Here is a 15,423-nt window from a genome sequence, read left to right as displayed (position 1 = left end):
CCGACATCATCAGCGTGATCGACGGCATTGCCTTTCAGACCAATATCCTGGCGCTGAACGCGGCTGTAGAAGCCGCCCGCGCAGGCGAACAAGGCCGAGGCTTTGCCGTGGTGGCCAGCGAGGTGCGCAGCCTGGCCCAGCGCAGCGCCGACGCGGCCAAGGAGATCAAAACGCTGATCCACGCGAGCGTGGAACGCGTGGAACTGGGCACCACCCTGGTGGACAAGGCGGGCGCCACCATGACCGAAGTGGTCGCCTCCATCCGCCGCGTGACGGACATCGTGGGCGAGATCAGCGCCGCCAGCAGCGAGCAAAGTTTGGGCGTATCGCAGGTGGGCGAAGCCATCACGCAGATGGACCAGGCCACCCAGCAAAACGCGGCCCTGGTGGAAGAAAGCGCCGCAGCCGCCGACAGCCTGAAGATTCAGGCGCAGCAGTTGGTGCAAGCGGTGGCGGTGTTTCGCCTCGCGCCTGGGGCTGATGGGCTGGGGGATGCCACGCCGCTGGCGCCGCCACGGCGGCATTTGCCGCAGCTAGCGGCGGGTTGAAACCACTGCGCTGCCCTGGCGCAGTGGGCGCCGGGCAGCGCAATTAGCGGGCGGGAGTCACGCTGCGTTCAGGCGAAATTACCTGATGAGGCACCGGCCTCAGAGAGACCGCTGGCCCTGAACCCGTCGAAGGGCTGATCGCAAAAAGCGCCCTGGATTCGACAGGCTCAGCCCGAACGGACAGGGGCAAATTCAAGGGATGTAGAAATTTGAGCCAAATTGGCCTCTAGCGCTTGATGGTAAAGCGCCAATAGCTACACAAAATATAGCAACATACAAGAATCGGCCGCCGCATTGAGAGCGGGTACAAACGCAGCGAAGCGGTTCTGGCTAGGCGCTGCGTCGCAGACAGTACGCCAGTACGGCAAGACGCAGCAACAACGCCGGAAGCGTTTTTACCCGTTCTCAATCCCCGTGCGCGGGCTCTAGGGCCTTGAACTGGGCCATGGTCTCCAGACACGCGCGCGCCACTTCTGCGCCCTTCTTCACAAAGTGCTCGCGGAAGAACTTGAGGTGGTCTTCGTGCTCATGAAAATCGCGCGGCGTGAGCACGGCGGACATCACGGGCACGTCGGTGTCGAGCTGCACGCGCATCAACCCGTCGATGACGGCGGTGGTCACAAACTCATGGCGGTAGATGCCGCCGTTGACCACCAGCGCGCAGGCCACGATGGCGTCGTAGCGCCCGCTTTGCGCCAGCCGCTTGGCCAGCAGCGGAATTTCGAACGCGCCGGGCACTTCAAACTGCTCGACCTGCCCTGCAGGCAGCCCGCTGCGCGCGAACTCGGCCGTGGCCGCATCACGGGCCTGGTGAACGATGTCCCGGTGCCAGCTGGCGCAGATGACCGCAACGCGTTCGCTGCGGTGCGCCGTCGCTGCACGGCCGCTTTGGTCGGCGTTGGCAGCAGCTGCATGGTGGGAATGGAAGGACGACTGATTCATGGATTTTCTCGAACAAAGAAAAGGGTTACCAGAATCAGGGCGCGCGCGAGCAGAGCCCCTTGCATAGCAAGGCAGCTGCCCACACGCATACGGCCCAGCGAACAGACCCAGCCCTGCAGGCACGCCCGACCTCACGATCAGACGGCCTCGCACAGCCCGGCACCGCACACCCGACACGCACACAGGCAACCACCCCGGCGGGAGGCCCATGGCTTCGCGATCTCTTTCATCCGGACTGTGACCGTCGGCTCTGGCATCGCACCAGATCTGCTGACCCTGCGGGGCAAAAACTGCTCCGCAGGCGCTCGCGGGCTGCTGCAGACCTTTTCAGCCTGCAGATACCGCCGGTGGGGAATTTCACCCCGCCCTGAGAACGCAATCGGCCCCGGAAACACTCCGGGGCCGACGGACGGATTCTAGGGGCTTACCCTGTGGCCGCCCGTCGCGCACGCGATTGGCAACACCGGCAGTGCGCTTTCTCTTCTTCCACCCGGCTCCGTCAGCGCGGCTTTTCGAACCCGCCCTGGGCCCAGGCCGTGGCGCTGTCGGTGGTCAGCTTGAACGTGGGCGGCACAGGCACACGCGCCAGTTCTTGGCCCAGATCATCCTGCGCGCTCAACGTGGCGGTGGCGCCTTCTTCATCGGGCACGATGGCCAGGGCCACGCGCAAGCGCTGGCCGTCGGCGGTGGTGATGGCCACGTTCTTGTTGAGCTGTGCGTGCAGCTGCTGCTCGTGGCGGCGCAGCACCTCGCTGGCGGTTTTGACCAGGGTGTTGAAGGCTGATACGTCCAGAGGCTTGGGGTTCTTCTTGTCGCGCCCCATGGTCCACGGGCCCACCAGCGCGGGCTCGGACTCGCCATGCAACGTCATGGACACCGCCCAGCCATCGTCGTCCTCGTTCTTGATCACCTGCGCGATCCAGCGCTCGTCGCTCCATACGCGGGGTTCGTGGATGGGGGTGGGCGTGTCGTCGGCAAAGTCGGTCATGAGGCAGCAGGCAGGTTTCGATCAAAGGGCGCAGAGCATAGCGGCGTAGGGGCAACGGCAGGGCAGTTAAACCCTTCCTCGGCCACTGCAAACCCCAAGCAGCCGCCATTTTCGATAACTTTTGGTTATTGATAAGCCCAACGCAAAGCACCTCACGGCGCCTCGGGGGCAAGGCCCGCCGTTTCGCGCAGCACGTCAATAAAGGCCTGCGCAGACGGCGTGGGTTCTTCGCCCAGCCGCGTGATCAGGCCGTAGCTGGGCATGCGGTCGGGCAGGTCCACGGGGATGCGGGACAGCAGGCCCTTGTTCACGTATTTCTCCACCAGGCGCGCGGGCTGCAGCGACATCATGTTGGTGGTGTTCATCAGCTCCAGCGCAAACAAGAAGGACGGCGTCTCCACCACGCCTGCCGTCAGCGCCAGACCGGCCCCACCAAACAGGTCGTCCGACACCTTGCGTACGGCCGTGGAGGCGGGGTAAAGGATCCACGGCCAATGGGCCAGCTCGGTCAGCGCCAGGTCGGCCGCGCCGCGCAGCGGGTGGTGCAAGCCACCCACCACATACAGCGGTTCGGACGACAGGCGCTGGTAGTGGAATTGGCTGCGCTGGGCCTCATCGGTGTAGCGGCCGATCATCAAATCGATCTTGCGCTCGGCCAGCCACTGGATCAGTTGGTCGCTGCTCTGCTCCAATATTTTCAGCACCAGCAAGGGCCGCAGGCGCTGGATTTCGACCACCGAAGCCACCAGCACGTGCGCCGCCGAACCGGTGATGGCGCCCACCGTCAGGTGCCCGTGCCCGCCCTGCTTGAGGGCGTTGAATTCATCGACAAACTTGCGCTGACCATCGAGCGCTGCGCTGGCGTAGCGCAGCGTAAAAAGCCCCAATTCGTTGGGCCGCATGCCACGCGAGAGGCGGTCAAACAAACGTGCCTCCAGGATCTCCTCGATGTCCATCAGGATCTTGGTGGCCGCGGGCTGGGTGACGTGCATTTGCTCGGCCGTCAGGCGCAGGTTGCGGGTGCGCCCCAGGATGTCCAAAAACTGCAAATGCCGAAAGCGCAGCCGCGCACAGGCCTGCGCCAAAGACAAGGGTTTACCCGGAAATTCGTCTGGACTCATAAGCGTTTGGAATGGATCGTAGCAAAAGATTCAGTGGACCCGTACGGGTGCCAGACCTAACCTTCGGCCTGCATCGATGACGGACCTACAAAAGGCCGCACGGCGCCGATGGCCCAGGCCATCGCGACGACCCAGCCATTCCAACGGAGACAAAACCATGCCATTCAATTCCCTCGCCAAATCCCTCGCGCTGGCAGCCACGCTGCTGGCCGCCCTCGCCGCGCCGGTGTCTGCGCAAGTCAAGGAACACACGTTCAAGGTCGGCATCGGCCTGAGCGACGACCACCCGCAGGCCCAGGCCGTGCGCCACTTTGCCGAGCGCCTGCAGGCCAAGAGCGGCGGCAAGATGACCGCCAAACTGTTTGCCAGCGGCTCGCTGGGCAACGACGTGAGCATGACCTCCGCCCTGCGCGGCGGCACGCTGGAGATGACGATCCCCGATTCGTCCACGCTGATGTCGCTGATCAAGCCCTTTGGCGTGCTGAACCTGCCACTCACCTTCAACACCGAGGCAGAAGCCGACGCCCTGCTCGACGGCCCCTTCGGCCAGAAGCTCCTGGCCATGCTGCCCGAGAAGGGCCTGATCGGCCTGGGCTTCTGGGAGAACGGCTTTCGCCACGTGACCAATTCGCGCCGGCCCATCAACAAGGCGGACGACCTGGCGGGCCTGAAGCTGCGCGTGATCCAGAGCCCGCTGTTCCTTGACACCTTCAACGCCCTGGGCACCAACGCCACGCCCATGCCGTTCACCGAGCTGTACACCGCGATGGAACAAGCCGCCGTGGACGGGCAGGAGAACCCACCCGCCACCATCCTGGCGAGCAAGTTCTTTGAGGTGCAAAAACACCTGGTGCTGTCACGCCACATGTACAGCGCCTGGGTGCTGCTCATGTCCAAGAAGACGTGGGACGGCCTCTCGGCCGAAGAGCAGAAGATCGTGCAGGAAGCCGCGCGCGAAGCCACGCTGTTTGAGCGCAAGACCATCCGCGCCTTCAGCGAAACCGCTTTGGGCGAGCTGAAGAAGGCAGGCATGCAGATCACCGAGCTGCCTGCCGCAGAGCAAGCCAAGCTGCGCACCAAGCTGCAGCCCGTGCTGGCCAAGTACGGCAAGGAGTTTGGTGAAGCAACCACCAGCGAAATGATGGGCGAGCTGGCCAAGGCGCGGGGCGGAAAGTAACGTTGTCACCTCTGGGGCGCGGCAATCTATCGATTCGGCCCGCCCCTCAAAACCGTTCACGCTGAGCCCTTCGACAGACTCAGGACAGGCCTGTCGAAGCGCCGCGCAAGGCTTCGACAAGCTCAGCCCGAACGGTTGGTGGCAATGGTTCAAGTTCAAAGATACCTATTCAATCGCGCTGCTCCCTGACCTTTTCTTCGCCTCGACCGCTATGACCAAAACACCCCGCCGACCCTTTCGCTCGCGCGATTGGTTTGCCGACCCCGCGCGCTCGGACATGACGGCGCTGTACCTCGAACGCTTCATGAACTACGGGCTCACGCCCGAGGAACTGCGCTCGGGCCGACCCATCATTGGCATTGCGCAGACCGGCAGCGACCTGTCGCCCTGCAACCGCATCCACGTGGACCTGGCGCGCCGCGTGCGCGACGGCATCCGCGATGCGGGGGGCATTCCGATGGAGTTCCCTGTCCACCCCATCTTTGAAAACTGCCGCCGCCCCACGGCCGCGCTGGACCGCAACCTGGCGTATCTGGGGCTGGTGGAGATCCTGTACGGCTACCCCATTGATGGGGTGGTGCTGACCACGGGCTGCGACAAGACCACCCCGGCAGGCGTCATGGCTGCGTCCACCGTGGACATCCCGGCCATCGTGTTGTCGGGCGGGCCCATGCTGGACGGCTGGCACGATGGGCAGCTCGTCGGCTCAGGCACGGTGATCTGGCGCAGCCGCCGCCAGTTGGCAGCGGGCGAGATTGATGAAGAAGAGTTTTTGCAGCGCGCCTGCAGCAGCGCGCCGTCGGCGGGCCACTGCAACACCATGGGCACGGCATCGACCATGAACGCCGTGGCAGAAGCCCTGGGTTTGTCTCTGCCCGGCTGCGCGGCCATTCCGGCGCCCTACCGCGAGCGGGGCCAGATAGCGTACGAAACCGGGCGGCGCATTGTTGACATGGCATATGAAGACCTGCGACCTTCGCGCATCCTGACGCGCGAGAGTTTTTTGAACGCGCTGTCGGTCATCAGCGTGGCCGGGGGCAGCAGCAATGCGCAGGTGCACGTGATGGCCATGGCGCGCCATGCGGGCGTGGTGCTGGAGGCCAAGGACTGGACCGAACACGCCTACGATCTGCCCTTGCTGCTGAACATGCAGCCTGCGGGCCAGTTTTTGGGCGAGCGGTTCTTCCGCGCGGGCGGTGTGCCTGCGCTGATGTGGGAGCTGCAGCAGGCGGGCCGCCTGCACAACGACTGCGCCAGCGTGACGGGCAAGACGGTCGGCGACAACCTGCAAGGCCGCGAGACGCGCGACCGCGAAGTGATCCGCCCGTTCAGCGCCCCGCTGATGGAAAAAGCAGGGTTCTTGGTGCTCAGCGGCAACCTGTTCGACTTCGGCATCATGAAGACGTCGGTGATATCGCCCGCGTTTCGCGAGCGCTACCTGAGCCAGCCAGGGCGCGAGGGCATTTTTGAAGCCCGCGCCGTGGTGTTTGAGGGGGCTGACGACTACCACGCACGCATCAACGACCCGGCGCTGAACATCGACGAAGGCTGCATTCTGGTGATGCGCGGCGCGGGGCCCATCGGCTGGCCGGGGTCTGCCGAAGTGGTCAACATGCAGCCGCCCGATGCACTGATCCGGCGCGGCATCAACACCCTGCCCACGCTGGGCGACGGGCGCCAGTCGGGCACGGCAGACAGCCCGTCCATCCTCAACGCATCGCCCGAGAGCGCGGTGGGCGGGGGCTTGAGCTGGCTGCTGAGCGGCGACACCATCCGCATCGACCTGAACGCAGGGCGCTGCGATGCGCTGGTGGCGCCCGAAGAAATCGAACGCCGCAAGCGCGAGTTGCCTGCGCCGCCTGTTCCCGCCAGCCAGTCCCCGTGGGAAGCGCTGTACCGCGAAAAGACGGGCCAACTGGCCGACGGCGCCACGCTGGACTTTGCGCTGGACTATCGGCGCATCTCCGAAAAAACCCCACGACACAACCACTGAAGCGGGGGATGCAGCCACTGGCTGCACCCTGCCCCTTGAAGGATTTCGTATGAACGACATGACAGCGGCCGCGGTGGCCGGTGCGGGCCCACACGCCCAGGATTTGGCCCACGTTTTGGCCCAGGTTTTGCCAAACGACGGACTGCAGGGCACCCTGGTGGGCCGTGTCTGGGCCCATGGCGCCATCCCGGGCCCAGCGGTGGTGGCACTGCGGCCCGAGGGCGTGTTTGACCTGAGCGCCATCTACCCCACCATGAGCACGCTGCTGGACACAGCGCAGCCCGCGCAGGCCGCGAACAGCACCCCCGGCCAGCGCATCTGCGGGGTGGACGAACTCATTCACAACAGCCTGCCCGGCCAGCGCAAAACCGACGCGCCCTGGCTGTTGGCCCCTTGCGACCTGCAGGTCGTCAAGGCGGCAGGCGTCACCTTTGCCGCTAGCCTGATCGAACGCGTGATCGAAGAACAAGCGCGGGGCGATGCGACCCGCGCGCAAGGGCTGCGCAGCCAGGTGATCGGGCTGATCGGCGAGAACCTGGCGGACATCCGCCCCGGCTCGGCCGAGGCCATGGCGCTGAAGGCGCTACTGCAGGAAAAAAGTCTGTGGTCCCAGTACCTGGAAGTGGGCATTGGCCCCGACGCCGAGGTGTTTACCAAAGCGCCCGTGCTGGCGTCCGTCGGCTGCGGCGAGGACATCGGCATTCGCGCCGATTCGGCCTGGAACAACCCCGAACCCGAGGTGGTGCTGGCCGTGAACAGCCGGGGCGCCATCGTGGGCGCAACGCTGGGCAACGATGTGAACCTGCGCGACATCGAGGGCCGCAGCGCGCTGCTGCTGGGCAAGGCCAAGGACAACAACGCATCGTGTGCGCTGGGGCCCTTCATCCGCCTGTTCGACGCGGGCTTCGGCATGGACCAGGTGCGCAACGAAACCGTGCACCTGCGGGTGGCGGGGGTGGACGGCTTTGAGCTGCGCGGCATCAACACCATGGCCAGCATCAGCCGCGACCCGACGGACCTGGTGGCGCAAACGCTGGCTGCGCACCAGTACCCCGACGGGTTCATGCTGTTTCTGGGAACGCTGTTTGCGCCCATTGAAGACCGCGACCAGCCGGGCAGCGGCTTCACGCACAAGCTGGGCGATGTGGTCACCATCCAGAGCGCCTGGCTGGGCGGCCTGCACAACCGCGTGACCCACAGCGAAACCGCCGCGCCCTGGCAATTTGGTTTGCGCGCTTTCATCAGCAATCTGACGCAGCGCGGCTTGCTGCGCGACGCAGCGCTTTGACCGACTCAGGTCATCACAGAATGGTCAAAAACGCCACCTCGGAGACAACACAACCATGCTGAACGCCCTCATAGACCGGTGCTGCCGGTGGATCAACATCCTTATCGCGCTGGCGCTGGCCGTGATGGTGGTGATGGTGTTCGGCAACGTGGTGCTGCGCTACGCCTTCAACTCCGGCATCGCGGTGAGCGAAGAGGTGTCGCGCTGGCTGTTTGTGTGGATCACCTTCCTGGGCGCCATCGTGGCGGTCAAAGAGCATGGCCACCTGGGCACCGACATCCTCTTGACGCGACTGCCCCCCATCGGCAAGCGCATCTGCCTGGCGGCCAGCTATGGGCTGATGCTGTTTTGCACCTGGCTCTTGTTCAGCGGCGCTCTCGCACAGGCCCGCATCAACTGGGATGTGGAGGCGCCTGTCACCGGCGCATCCGTGGCCATCTTCTATGCATCGGGGGTGGTGTTTGCGGTGGCGTCGGGGCTGCTGCTGTTGATGCACCTGTGGCGCCTGCTGTCTGGCCAGGTGCCAGACGACCAGTTGGTGCGGCTTACCGAGTCCGAAGAGCTGGCGGCCGCCCCGCACCTGCAAAGTGAATCGCCCCGGAGCAACATGCCATGACCATTTTTATCTTCCTCGGCTCCCTGCTGGCCGCCATGGCCATTGGTGTGCCCATTGCCTACGCGCTGCTGGTGTCGGGCGCCGCACTGATGTGGCACCTGGACCTGTTTGACGCGCAGATCCTGGCGCAGAACGTTATCAACGGCGCGGACTCGTTTCCGCTGCTGGCCGTGCCGTTTTTCATGCTGGCGGGCGAGATCATGAACGTAGGGGGGCTGTCTCAGCGCATCGTGAAGCTGGCCCTGACGCTGGTGGGGCACAAGCGCGGTGGACTGGGTTTCGTGGCCATCCTGGCGGCGTGCATGCTGGCTGCACTGTCAGGATCTGCCGTGGCAGACACTGCGGCTCTGGCCGCCCTGCTGCTGCCCATGATGGTGAAGGCGGGCCACGACAAGGCCCGCGCCGGGGGGCTGATTGCGTCGGCGGGCATCATCGCGCCCGTCATCCCGCCCTCCATCGGCTTTGTGGTGTTTGGCGTGGCCGCCAATGTGTCGATCAGCAAGCTCTTTCTGGCCGGGATCGTGCCGGGGCTGCTGATGGGCGTGGCCATAGCGATCACCTGGTACTGGGTATCGCAGCGCGAAAACGTCACGCCGCCGCCCAAGGCATCCACAGCCGAAAAACTGCAGGCGCTCAAAGAATCCACCTGGGCGCTGTTTTTGCCGGTGATCGTGATCGTGGGCCTGAAGGTGGGCGTGTTCACCCCCACCGAAGCAGCGGCTGTGGCCGCGGTCTACGCGCTGCTGGTGGCCACGCTGGTCTACCGCGAACTGCACTGGCACCAGCTCACCGCCGTGTTTGTGAATGCGGCCAAAACAACGGCCGTGATCATGTTCCTGGTGGCGGCAGCCATGGTCAGCGCCTGGCTGATCACAGTGGCCGACATTCCCCGGCAATTGGTGGCGCTGCTGAAGCCGTTCATGGACAACCCCATCCTGCTGATGATGGCCATCATGCTACTGGTGATGGCGGTGGGCACCGCCATGGACATGACCCCCACCATCCTGATCATGGCGCCCATGCTGATGCCCGTCATCAAGGCCGCAGGCATCGACCCGGTGTACTTCGGCGTGCTGTTCATCATGAACAACGCCATCGGCCTGATCACGCCGCCGGTCGGCACAGTGCTGAACGTGGTGGCGGGGGTGGGAAAGATGCGCATGGACGAAGTCACGCGCGGGGTGCTTCCTTTCATGGGCGCGCAGTTCGCCATGATGTTCCTGATGGTGCTGTTCCCGTCCATCGTGCTGGTGCCGATGCGATGGTTTATTGGCTAGCGCGATATTTATAGAGCCAAATAGGCCGCTAGCGCTTATCCATAAATCGCTAGCAGCTATCAAAACAGGAGTTATCTGGCCTTTCGGCCTACAAACCCCTGTCCGCATAGGCGGTCAGTTCGCCACCGTAAACCGCTTTTGCAAATGGCGTGGCGTTTCCAGCTCGTCGGCAATGGCCACGGCCAGGTCGGCCACGCTGATGCTGCCGGGTTGGTCGCCATTCATCAGCGGCGCCTCGTCGCCCAGGCGGTACTGTCCCGTGCGTTCGCCGGGCTGCAGCAGGATGGGGGGCGACAGGAAGGTCCAGTCCAACGTGTTTTCGGTGCGGATCCAGTTCAGCGTCTCGCGGGCGGCCAGGGCGCCCTGCTTCCATTCGGCGGGGAACTGGGGCGTGTCCACCAATTGCAGGCCGGGCGCCACAAACAAGCTCCCGGCGCCGCCCACCATGAGGAAGCGGCGCACACCCGCCTGCTTGGTGCCGTCGATGATGGCGCGCGTGCCCTTCAGGAACTGGTCGTGGATGTCGGGCGCCGTCCAACCCGGGTTGTAAGCACTCACCACCGCATCATGGCTCGCAGCAGCCTTGGCGACCTGGGCGGCATCCTGGGCGTCGGCGGCCACCACGGTCAGGCCTTCGCGGGGGGTGAGCTTGCCAGGGCTGCGGGCCAGCACCGTCACGCGGTGGCCGCGCTCCAGCAGTTCATTCAGCACGGCAGAGCCGACAAAACCGGTAGCGCCAATCAGGGCGATGTTCATACGGGGTCCTTGGTTTCAAAGTTGCGGTGCAGCGAGAATAGGAGCTTGTCAAAGCAGGCGGTAGATAGCCAAAATCGCCTTCTCTTTGAAGCCCCACTTCACGATGAATGAAACACCCCCTGAGTCGCTCTGCGCCTTCCCCCTCTCTCGCATTGCTGCGCAATGCGGGAGGGGGACGCCCCCAGCGCGGCGGGGCGGCCCTTGCGCGGGGGCACTGGCCATGGCCGTGCTAGTTCCAAGATCTGTCGGCGGACATCAACCCAGCGTAAGGAGAAGACCCGCACATGGAAGACCTCAAACGCATGGCCGTATTCGCCGCCGTGGTGCAGCACGGCTCGATGAGCGGTGCCGCCCGCGCCTTGGGCATGAGCACCTCGGCCGTGAGCCAGCAGGTGCGCAAGCTGGAAAGCGATGGCGGCGTCACGCTGCTGCACCGCTCCACACGCAAGCTGGCACTCACCGAGGCGGGCCAGCGCTATCACGCCCGATGCGCGGCCATGTGCGCCGCAGCCGACCAGGCTCGCGCCGAACTGGCAGCGTCGCGCGATGCACCCAGTGGCGAGCTGCGCCTGTCAGCCACGGTGGGTTTTGCCCGGCACATTGCACCGGCGCTGGGGGAGCTGCTGGCGGCCCACCCAGCGCTGCGCCTGCGGCTGCTGGTGGACGATTCCACCATCGACCTCATCAATGCGCGCATCGACCTGGCCGTGCGCTATGGGCGGCTTCAGGATTCCACCTGGGCGGCGCGGCGGCTGTGTGGCATGCAGTGGTACCTGGCGGCATCGCCCGAATGGGTGGCACAACACGGCGTACCCCGCGACCCCGACACGCTGCTGACGCAGAGCTGGCTGGGCTTTGCACGCGAAAACGGGGGCTTGCTGATCGACCTGCGCAGCCCCACGGGCGAGCCCCGGGCCCTGCGGGTAGAGCCCCGCATTGCCAGCAACAACCAGTTGTCGATCCAGCAGATGTGCGAGGCGGGGCTGGGCCTGGCGCTGGTGGGCAGCATGGATGCGCACGACGCCTTGCGGGACGGGCGGCTGGTGCGCCTCTTGCCGGACTGGTCGTTTGGCACGCTCGACATCTGGGCCGTGACCCCCCAGCGCGACGCCCAGCCCGCCAAGGTGCGGCAAGCGATTGCCGCGCTGCACAGCTACCTGCGCCAGGTGCCGGGCATTTCTGACTGAACCCGCATTTCGGCAGTGCTGCGCAAGCCTTAGCTCAGGCGCAAAAGATCATCGCGTCCATGCCTGGCTATCTGTAGGAATGCCGCGACGCCGCCGTGTTGCGGCGCACTATTCGGGTATTGCCTGAAGATTTACCCCACTGCCCACCCCGTTCTGATCCTAGAATTTGTAAACGCGCGTATCTTTACCCGCAAAGGACCCATCATGAAAGCAGTGCAGCAGGATATCGACGAGCGGACCAACCTCACCAGCACCAACAAGTTCGAGCTGCTGCTATTTCGCCTGGGCACCGACAGCGCTCTGGGCAAATCCGAGTTGTTTGGCATCAACGTCTTCAAGATCCGTGAGATCGTGGCCATGCCCAGCATCACGCCGATTGCGGGCACCACCCAGTTCTCGCTGGGGGTGGTCAACCTGCGCGGCCAGGTGATTCCGGTGCTGGACCTCCCCGCCATTGTGGGTTGCAAGCCACAGACGGGGCTGAACATCATGCTGGTGACCGAGTACGCGCGTACCACCCAAGCGTTTGCGGTGGAGTCGGTGGAAGACATCGTGCGCCTGGACTGGAAGCAGGTGCTGTCGGCCGAAACCAGCGGCGCCGCGGGCAAGCTGGTGACCAGCATCGCCCGCCTGGACGGCAACACCGACGAATCGCGCCTGGCGCAGGTGCTGGACGTGGAAGCCATCCTGCAGATGGTGTCCCCATCGGACGGCCACGAGGTCACGGAAGAAAAGGTGGGCGCCAAGCTCAAACTCAAGCCCGGCACCATCATTTTGGCCGCCGACGATTCGTTTGTCGCGCGCTCGCTCATCGAGCAAGAACTCAAAGTGCTGGCCGCCCCGTATGAAATGGTCAAGTCTGGCAAAGAGGCGTGGGACCGGCTCAACGCCATCGCCAAAAGCGCTGCGGCCGAGGGCAAGACCGTGCTCGACCGGGTTGCCATGGTGCTCACCGATCTGGAAATGCCAGAAATGGACGGGTTTACCCTGACGCGCAACATCAAGCAGGATGCGCGGTTTCATGGCCTGCCGGTGGTCATTCACTCATCGCTGTCGGGTTCGGCCAATGAAGATCACGTGCGCAGCGTCGGCGCAGATGGCTACGTCGCCAAGTTCGTGGCCGAAGACCTGGCCGAAACCATTCGCCGCGTTTTGCCCAAGTAAGCCCGCCCACGGGAAAATATTGGTCAAAATAGCCTTTAGCGCTTATCCATCAAGCGCTAGTAGCTATTAATTTTGATATTTTTTGCCCGCCTGCAGCTATCTATCAACAGCGCCGCTGGGCCCAGTTGTTTCTTCTGGGGGTCAACCAAAGCACCGCCCCAAGCGCTAAAGGGGTTGACGCCACGCGCGCCAGCCGCTGAAATGATTTGTAAGGCTCCGTCGGAGTGCTTTTCAGGGGCTTTACCTACAGGGTTGAACGCCACCACCCTGTCAGAGTCGAAACACTATGACAAACCACCTCGCCCGCATCATTTCTGTCACGGTACTGGGCACCGTGCTGACCGGCTGCGCCACGGTGCCTGGCGATCCGTATTACCAACCACCTTACCAACAACAGCCAAGCTATCAGGTGTACGAGCAGCCAGGCTACATCTACAGTGCGCCGCCGGTGTATTCATCCCCGCCGGTGTACCGCGCGCCTCCAGCCGTGTATTACGGCGGGCGTGACAACCGCGATGACCGCTGGGACAACAACCGGGACCGCGACCGCGCCGAACGAGATCGCAATGCCCGGGATCGCGCCGACCGGGACCGGGCTGACCGCGACCGCCGCGATCAACAGGCACGCGACGCCGCCAACCGCGACCGCGCACGCGACCAGGCCCGCCGCGAACAGGCAGAACGTGACCGCCGCGCAGCAGAAGACCGGCGCAACCGCGAACAGCGCCCAGGGCGCATGGCTCCCGACAGCTACACACCACATCCGCAAGACTGGCGCTCACGCCAGTTCGAAAACAGCGGCGAAAAGCCCTGAGTCCCGCCAGAGGCATCCCGATCCCCGGGCCCATAGTTAGCAGACAAACCATGATGTTCCGCCGTCACCAGATCCTCGTGGGGCTGTGCGCTGCCTGGATGCTGGCAGGCGCCCAGGCCCAGGTCGTGCGCTGTACCGACGCACGCACCGGCAAGGTCACCTACACCGACGGGGTTTGCCCGGGTGGCACGGCAGCGCGGGAGGTGGAGCCGCGCAAATCCGCCGCAGAGCTTCAACAAGAACGTGAACTGGCCACCGAGGCGCTGGAGCGCAAGCAGCAGCGGCTTCAGGCAGAAGCCACGGCCGCAGAAACTGACGCCCTGCGCAATGCCGAACGCGACCGTGCGCGTGCCGCCCAGGTGGCCGCCGCAGCCCCGCAGCCGCAGGACTATGCACGTTCGCCCGAATGCGCGCGATCACGCCGCAGTCTGGACCTGGTGGCCAGTGGCTTGTCGCGATCTACCTATGAACAAGAGCTGCGCCTGGAGGCCGCCCAGCGCCAGGTGGACCTGGACTGCCTGGGCCCGCAAGGTTATGCCGAGGTAGAAAAGGCCCGCGCCAACCAGCCCCGCGTTGTGGTGGTTCCGCCGGTGCGCAACCGCCCGCTGTACCCCGACCCGTTTCCGCAAGTGGGCAGGCCACCACCTCCACCGCGGCTTACGCAGTGCGGTGACTTCAGCTGCACCGATAGCCAGGGCAATCGCTACCCGCGCGCTGGCCCTGGTCGGCTCCCTGGCCCGGCCGGGGTGTGCCGGTCGGCAGGCGGGCAGGCGCCCTGCTGAGGTTGTGACGCCAGCGCTGCGTGCGCCCCACAAAGAGCGGCTCACAAAACTCAGCGAAGCGGTTCTGGCTAGGCGCTGGTCGCAGGCAGTACGGGTAGTACGACAAGACGCGGCAACGACGCCAGAAGAGTTTTGTTAGCCGCTCTAAGCGCGCAAGCCTTCGGCCACGCTGGGGTAGCGCAAACGCACTCCCAGCTCCTGCAGCATGCGGCGGTTGTCCAGCCGACGTGATTCACTCATAAAACTCAGCAGCATCAACGAAAGTTGCTCTTGCGCGCCACTGCGCGGCACCCGCGGCGGACGAGGCAGGCCATACAGGTCGGCCGCCAGGTCAAAGTAGTCGCCCATCTTCATGTGGGTGGAATCGCTCACGTTGTAGGCCCTTTGCGGCCGCCCGCGCCACAAGGCCGCCATGCAGGCGCGCGCCAGGTCGTCGGCGTGGATGTGGTTGGTGAAGACGTCGTCCTCGGCCACCAGCACCGGCGTGCCCCGGCGCAGGCGGGCCTCGGGCGTGCCACCATCGCGGTCGGGCGCATAAATGCCTGGGATGCGCAAGACGCTGGCCCGCACCCCTGCCCGCCCCAAGTGACGCACCGCGCGCTCGGCATTCACCCGGCGTTGCGCGCGCGGCGTAGCGGGGGCCACGCCCCGAGTTTCGGACACCAGGTCGCCCTGGCAGTCGCCATACACCCCACTCGTAGACGCGTACACCAGCGACACCGGCAGGCTGCGCAGCCGCAGCGCCTGGGCCAGCGCCACCGTGCGGGGGT

General features: G+C 64.9%; 15 protein-coding genes and 1 riboswitch. Of the genes, 10 read left to right on the top strand and 5 right to left on the bottom strand.

Features of this window, described 5'->3' with window-relative positions; genetic code table 11:
- Window positions 1-548: methyl-accepting chemotaxis protein (locus tag ACK41V_RS21560; protein WP_409785443.1), on the top strand; the 548-nt coding region annotated here is incomplete at its 5' end.
- Between the two features lie 405 nt (window positions 549-953).
- Here the strand turns inward: ACK41V_RS21560 and ACK41V_RS21555 are convergent.
- The 3 genes from ACK41V_RS21555 to ACK41V_RS21545 form a co-directional block, all read right to left on the bottom strand.
- The gene (locus ACK41V_RS21555) at window positions 954-1,490 is read right to left on the bottom strand and encodes a 6,7-dimethyl-8-ribityllumazine synthase (protein ID WP_409785441.1); all 537 of its coding nucleotides are present in this window, start codon (window positions 1,488-1,490) and stop codon (window positions 954-956) included.
- Window positions 1,491-1,704: 214 nt separating this feature from the next.
- Window positions 1,705-1,869, bottom strand: a riboswitch (FMN riboswitch).
- Between the two features lie 120 nt (window positions 1,870-1,989).
- Window positions 1,990-2,478 carry a hypothetical protein gene (locus ACK41V_RS21550; RefSeq protein ID WP_409785439.1) on the bottom strand — a complete coding sequence of 163 codons (489 nt, stop codon included), beginning with the start codon at window positions 2,476-2,478 and terminating at the stop codon, window positions 1,990-1,992.
- Between the two features lie 152 nt (window positions 2,479-2,630).
- Entirely contained in the window at window positions 2,631-3,599 is a 969-nt protein-coding gene (locus ACK41V_RS21545; RefSeq protein ID WP_409785437.1) for a LysR family transcriptional regulator, read from the bottom strand.
- 157 nt (window positions 3,600-3,756) lie between these two features.
- On the opposite strand from ACK41V_RS21545, the gene ACK41V_RS21540 reads away from it, so the two are divergent.
- The 5 genes from ACK41V_RS21540 to ACK41V_RS21520 all read left to right on the top strand — a co-directional run bounded on the left by ACK41V_RS21540 (window position 3,757) and on the right by ACK41V_RS21520 (window position 9,950).
- A complete protein-coding gene (locus ACK41V_RS21540; RefSeq protein ID WP_409785435.1) occupies window positions 3,757-4,776 on the top strand; it encodes a TRAP transporter substrate-binding protein in 1,020 nt (339 codons plus the stop codon).
- Window positions 4,777-4,987: 211 nt separating this feature from the next.
- Window positions 4,988-6,769, top strand: coding sequence for an IlvD/Edd family dehydratase (locus tag ACK41V_RS21535; RefSeq protein WP_409785433.1), 1,782 nt, complete (start codon window positions 4,988-4,990; stop codon window positions 6,767-6,769).
- Between the two features lie 49 nt (window positions 6,770-6,818).
- On the top strand, window positions 6,819-8,057 hold the full coding sequence (locus tag ACK41V_RS21530; protein WP_409785431.1) for a fumarylacetoacetate hydrolase family protein: 1,239 nt from the start codon (window positions 6,819-6,821) through the stop codon (window positions 8,055-8,057).
- A 55-nt stretch (window positions 8,058-8,112) separates the two neighbouring features.
- On the top strand, window positions 8,113-8,673 hold the full coding sequence (locus ACK41V_RS21525) for a TRAP transporter small permease (protein ID WP_409785429.1): 561 nt from the start codon (window positions 8,113-8,115) through the stop codon (window positions 8,671-8,673).
- Window positions 8,670-9,950, top strand: a complete 1,281-nt coding sequence (locus tag ACK41V_RS21520) for a TRAP transporter large permease subunit (RefSeq protein WP_409785427.1) — start codon at window positions 8,670-8,672, stop codon at window positions 9,948-9,950. The genes ACK41V_RS21525 and ACK41V_RS21520 overlap by 4 nt, the downstream gene beginning before the upstream one ends.
- Before the next feature lie 114 nt (window positions 9,951-10,064).
- On the opposite strand, the gene ACK41V_RS21515 is transcribed toward ACK41V_RS21520, so the two are convergent.
- A complete protein-coding gene (locus ACK41V_RS21515) occupies window positions 10,065-10,706 on the bottom strand; it encodes an NAD(P)-dependent oxidoreductase (RefSeq protein ID WP_409785425.1) in 642 nt (213 codons plus the stop codon).
- Between the two features lie 284 nt (window positions 10,707-10,990).
- Here ACK41V_RS21515 and ACK41V_RS21510 point away from each other — a divergent pair, with 284 nt between their 5' ends.
- The 4 genes from ACK41V_RS21510 (at window position 10,991) to ACK41V_RS21495 (ending at window position 14,653) form a co-directional block, all read left to right on the top strand.
- Window positions 10,991-11,893, top strand: a complete 903-nt coding sequence (locus ACK41V_RS21510) for a LysR family transcriptional regulator (RefSeq protein ID WP_409785424.1) — start codon at window positions 10,991-10,993, stop codon at window positions 11,891-11,893.
- Between the two features lie 204 nt (window positions 11,894-12,097).
- Window positions 12,098-13,057, top strand: coding sequence for a chemotaxis protein (locus tag ACK41V_RS21505; protein WP_409785422.1), 960 nt, complete (start codon window positions 12,098-12,100; stop codon window positions 13,055-13,057).
- 286 nt (window positions 13,058-13,343) lie between these two features.
- Window positions 13,344-13,871: a hypothetical protein gene (locus ACK41V_RS21500; protein ID WP_409785420.1), complete on the top strand. Its 528-nt coding sequence runs from the start codon at window positions 13,344-13,346 to the stop codon at window positions 13,869-13,871.
- Window positions 13,872-13,921: 50 nt separating this feature from the next.
- Window positions 13,922-14,653 (top strand): DUF4124 domain-containing protein, encoded by a 732-nt coding sequence (locus ACK41V_RS21495; protein WP_409785418.1) that lies wholly within the window; start codon window positions 13,922-13,924, stop codon window positions 14,651-14,653.
- A gap of 144 nt (window positions 14,654-14,797) precedes the next feature.
- Here ACK41V_RS21495 and ACK41V_RS21490 read toward each other — a convergent pair.
- Window positions 14,798-15,423: NAD-dependent epimerase/dehydratase family protein (locus ACK41V_RS21490; RefSeq protein ID WP_409785416.1), on the bottom strand; the 626-nt coding region annotated here is incomplete at its 5' end.

Origin of the sequence: Acidovorax sp., from assembly GCF_046291265.1 — a bacterium.
In the GTDB taxonomy this organism is placed as follows: domain Bacteria; phylum Pseudomonadota; class Gammaproteobacteria; order Burkholderiales; family Burkholderiaceae_C; genus Acidovorax.
This window is presented reverse-complemented; position numbering and strand designations above follow the sequence as displayed.

Excerpts from the sequence above, each read along its gene's own strand:
- ACK41V_RS21555 (WP_409785441.1), bottom strand. The coding sequence starts at position 1,490 with ATGAATCAGTCGTCCTTCCATTCCCACCATGCAGCTGCTGCCAACGCC.
- ACK41V_RS21550 (WP_409785439.1), bottom strand. The coding sequence starts at position 2,478 with ATGACCGACTTTGCCGACGACACGCCCACCCCCATCCACGAACCCCGC.
- ACK41V_RS21545 (WP_409785437.1), bottom strand. The coding sequence starts at position 3,599 with ATGAGTCCAGACGAATTTCCGGGTAAACCCTTGTCTTTGGCGCAGGCC.
- ACK41V_RS21540 (WP_409785435.1), top strand. The coding sequence starts at position 3,757 with ATGCCATTCAATTCCCTCGCCAAATCCCTCGCGCTGGCAGCCACGCTG.
- ACK41V_RS21535 (WP_409785433.1), top strand. The coding sequence starts at position 4,988 with ATGACCAAAACACCCCGCCGACCCTTTCGCTCGCGCGATTGGTTTGCC.
- ACK41V_RS21530 (WP_409785431.1), top strand. The coding sequence starts at position 6,819 with ATGAACGACATGACAGCGGCCGCGGTGGCCGGTGCGGGCCCACACGCC.
- ACK41V_RS21525 (WP_409785429.1), top strand. The coding sequence starts at position 8,113 with ATGCTGAACGCCCTCATAGACCGGTGCTGCCGGTGGATCAACATCCTT.
- ACK41V_RS21520 (WP_409785427.1), top strand. The coding sequence starts at position 8,670 with ATGACCATTTTTATCTTCCTCGGCTCCCTGCTGGCCGCCATGGCCATT.
- ACK41V_RS21515 (WP_409785425.1), bottom strand. The coding sequence starts at position 10,706 with ATGAACATCGCCCTGATTGGCGCTACCGGTTTTGTCGGCTCTGCCGTG.
- ACK41V_RS21510 (WP_409785424.1), top strand. The coding sequence starts at position 10,991 with ATGGAAGACCTCAAACGCATGGCCGTATTCGCCGCCGTGGTGCAGCAC.
- ACK41V_RS21505 (WP_409785422.1), top strand. The coding sequence starts at position 12,098 with ATGAAAGCAGTGCAGCAGGATATCGACGAGCGGACCAACCTCACCAGC.
- ACK41V_RS21500 (WP_409785420.1), top strand. The coding sequence starts at position 13,344 with ATGACAAACCACCTCGCCCGCATCATTTCTGTCACGGTACTGGGCACC.
- ACK41V_RS21495 (WP_409785418.1), top strand. The coding sequence starts at position 13,922 with ATGATGTTCCGCCGTCACCAGATCCTCGTGGGGCTGTGCGCTGCCTGG.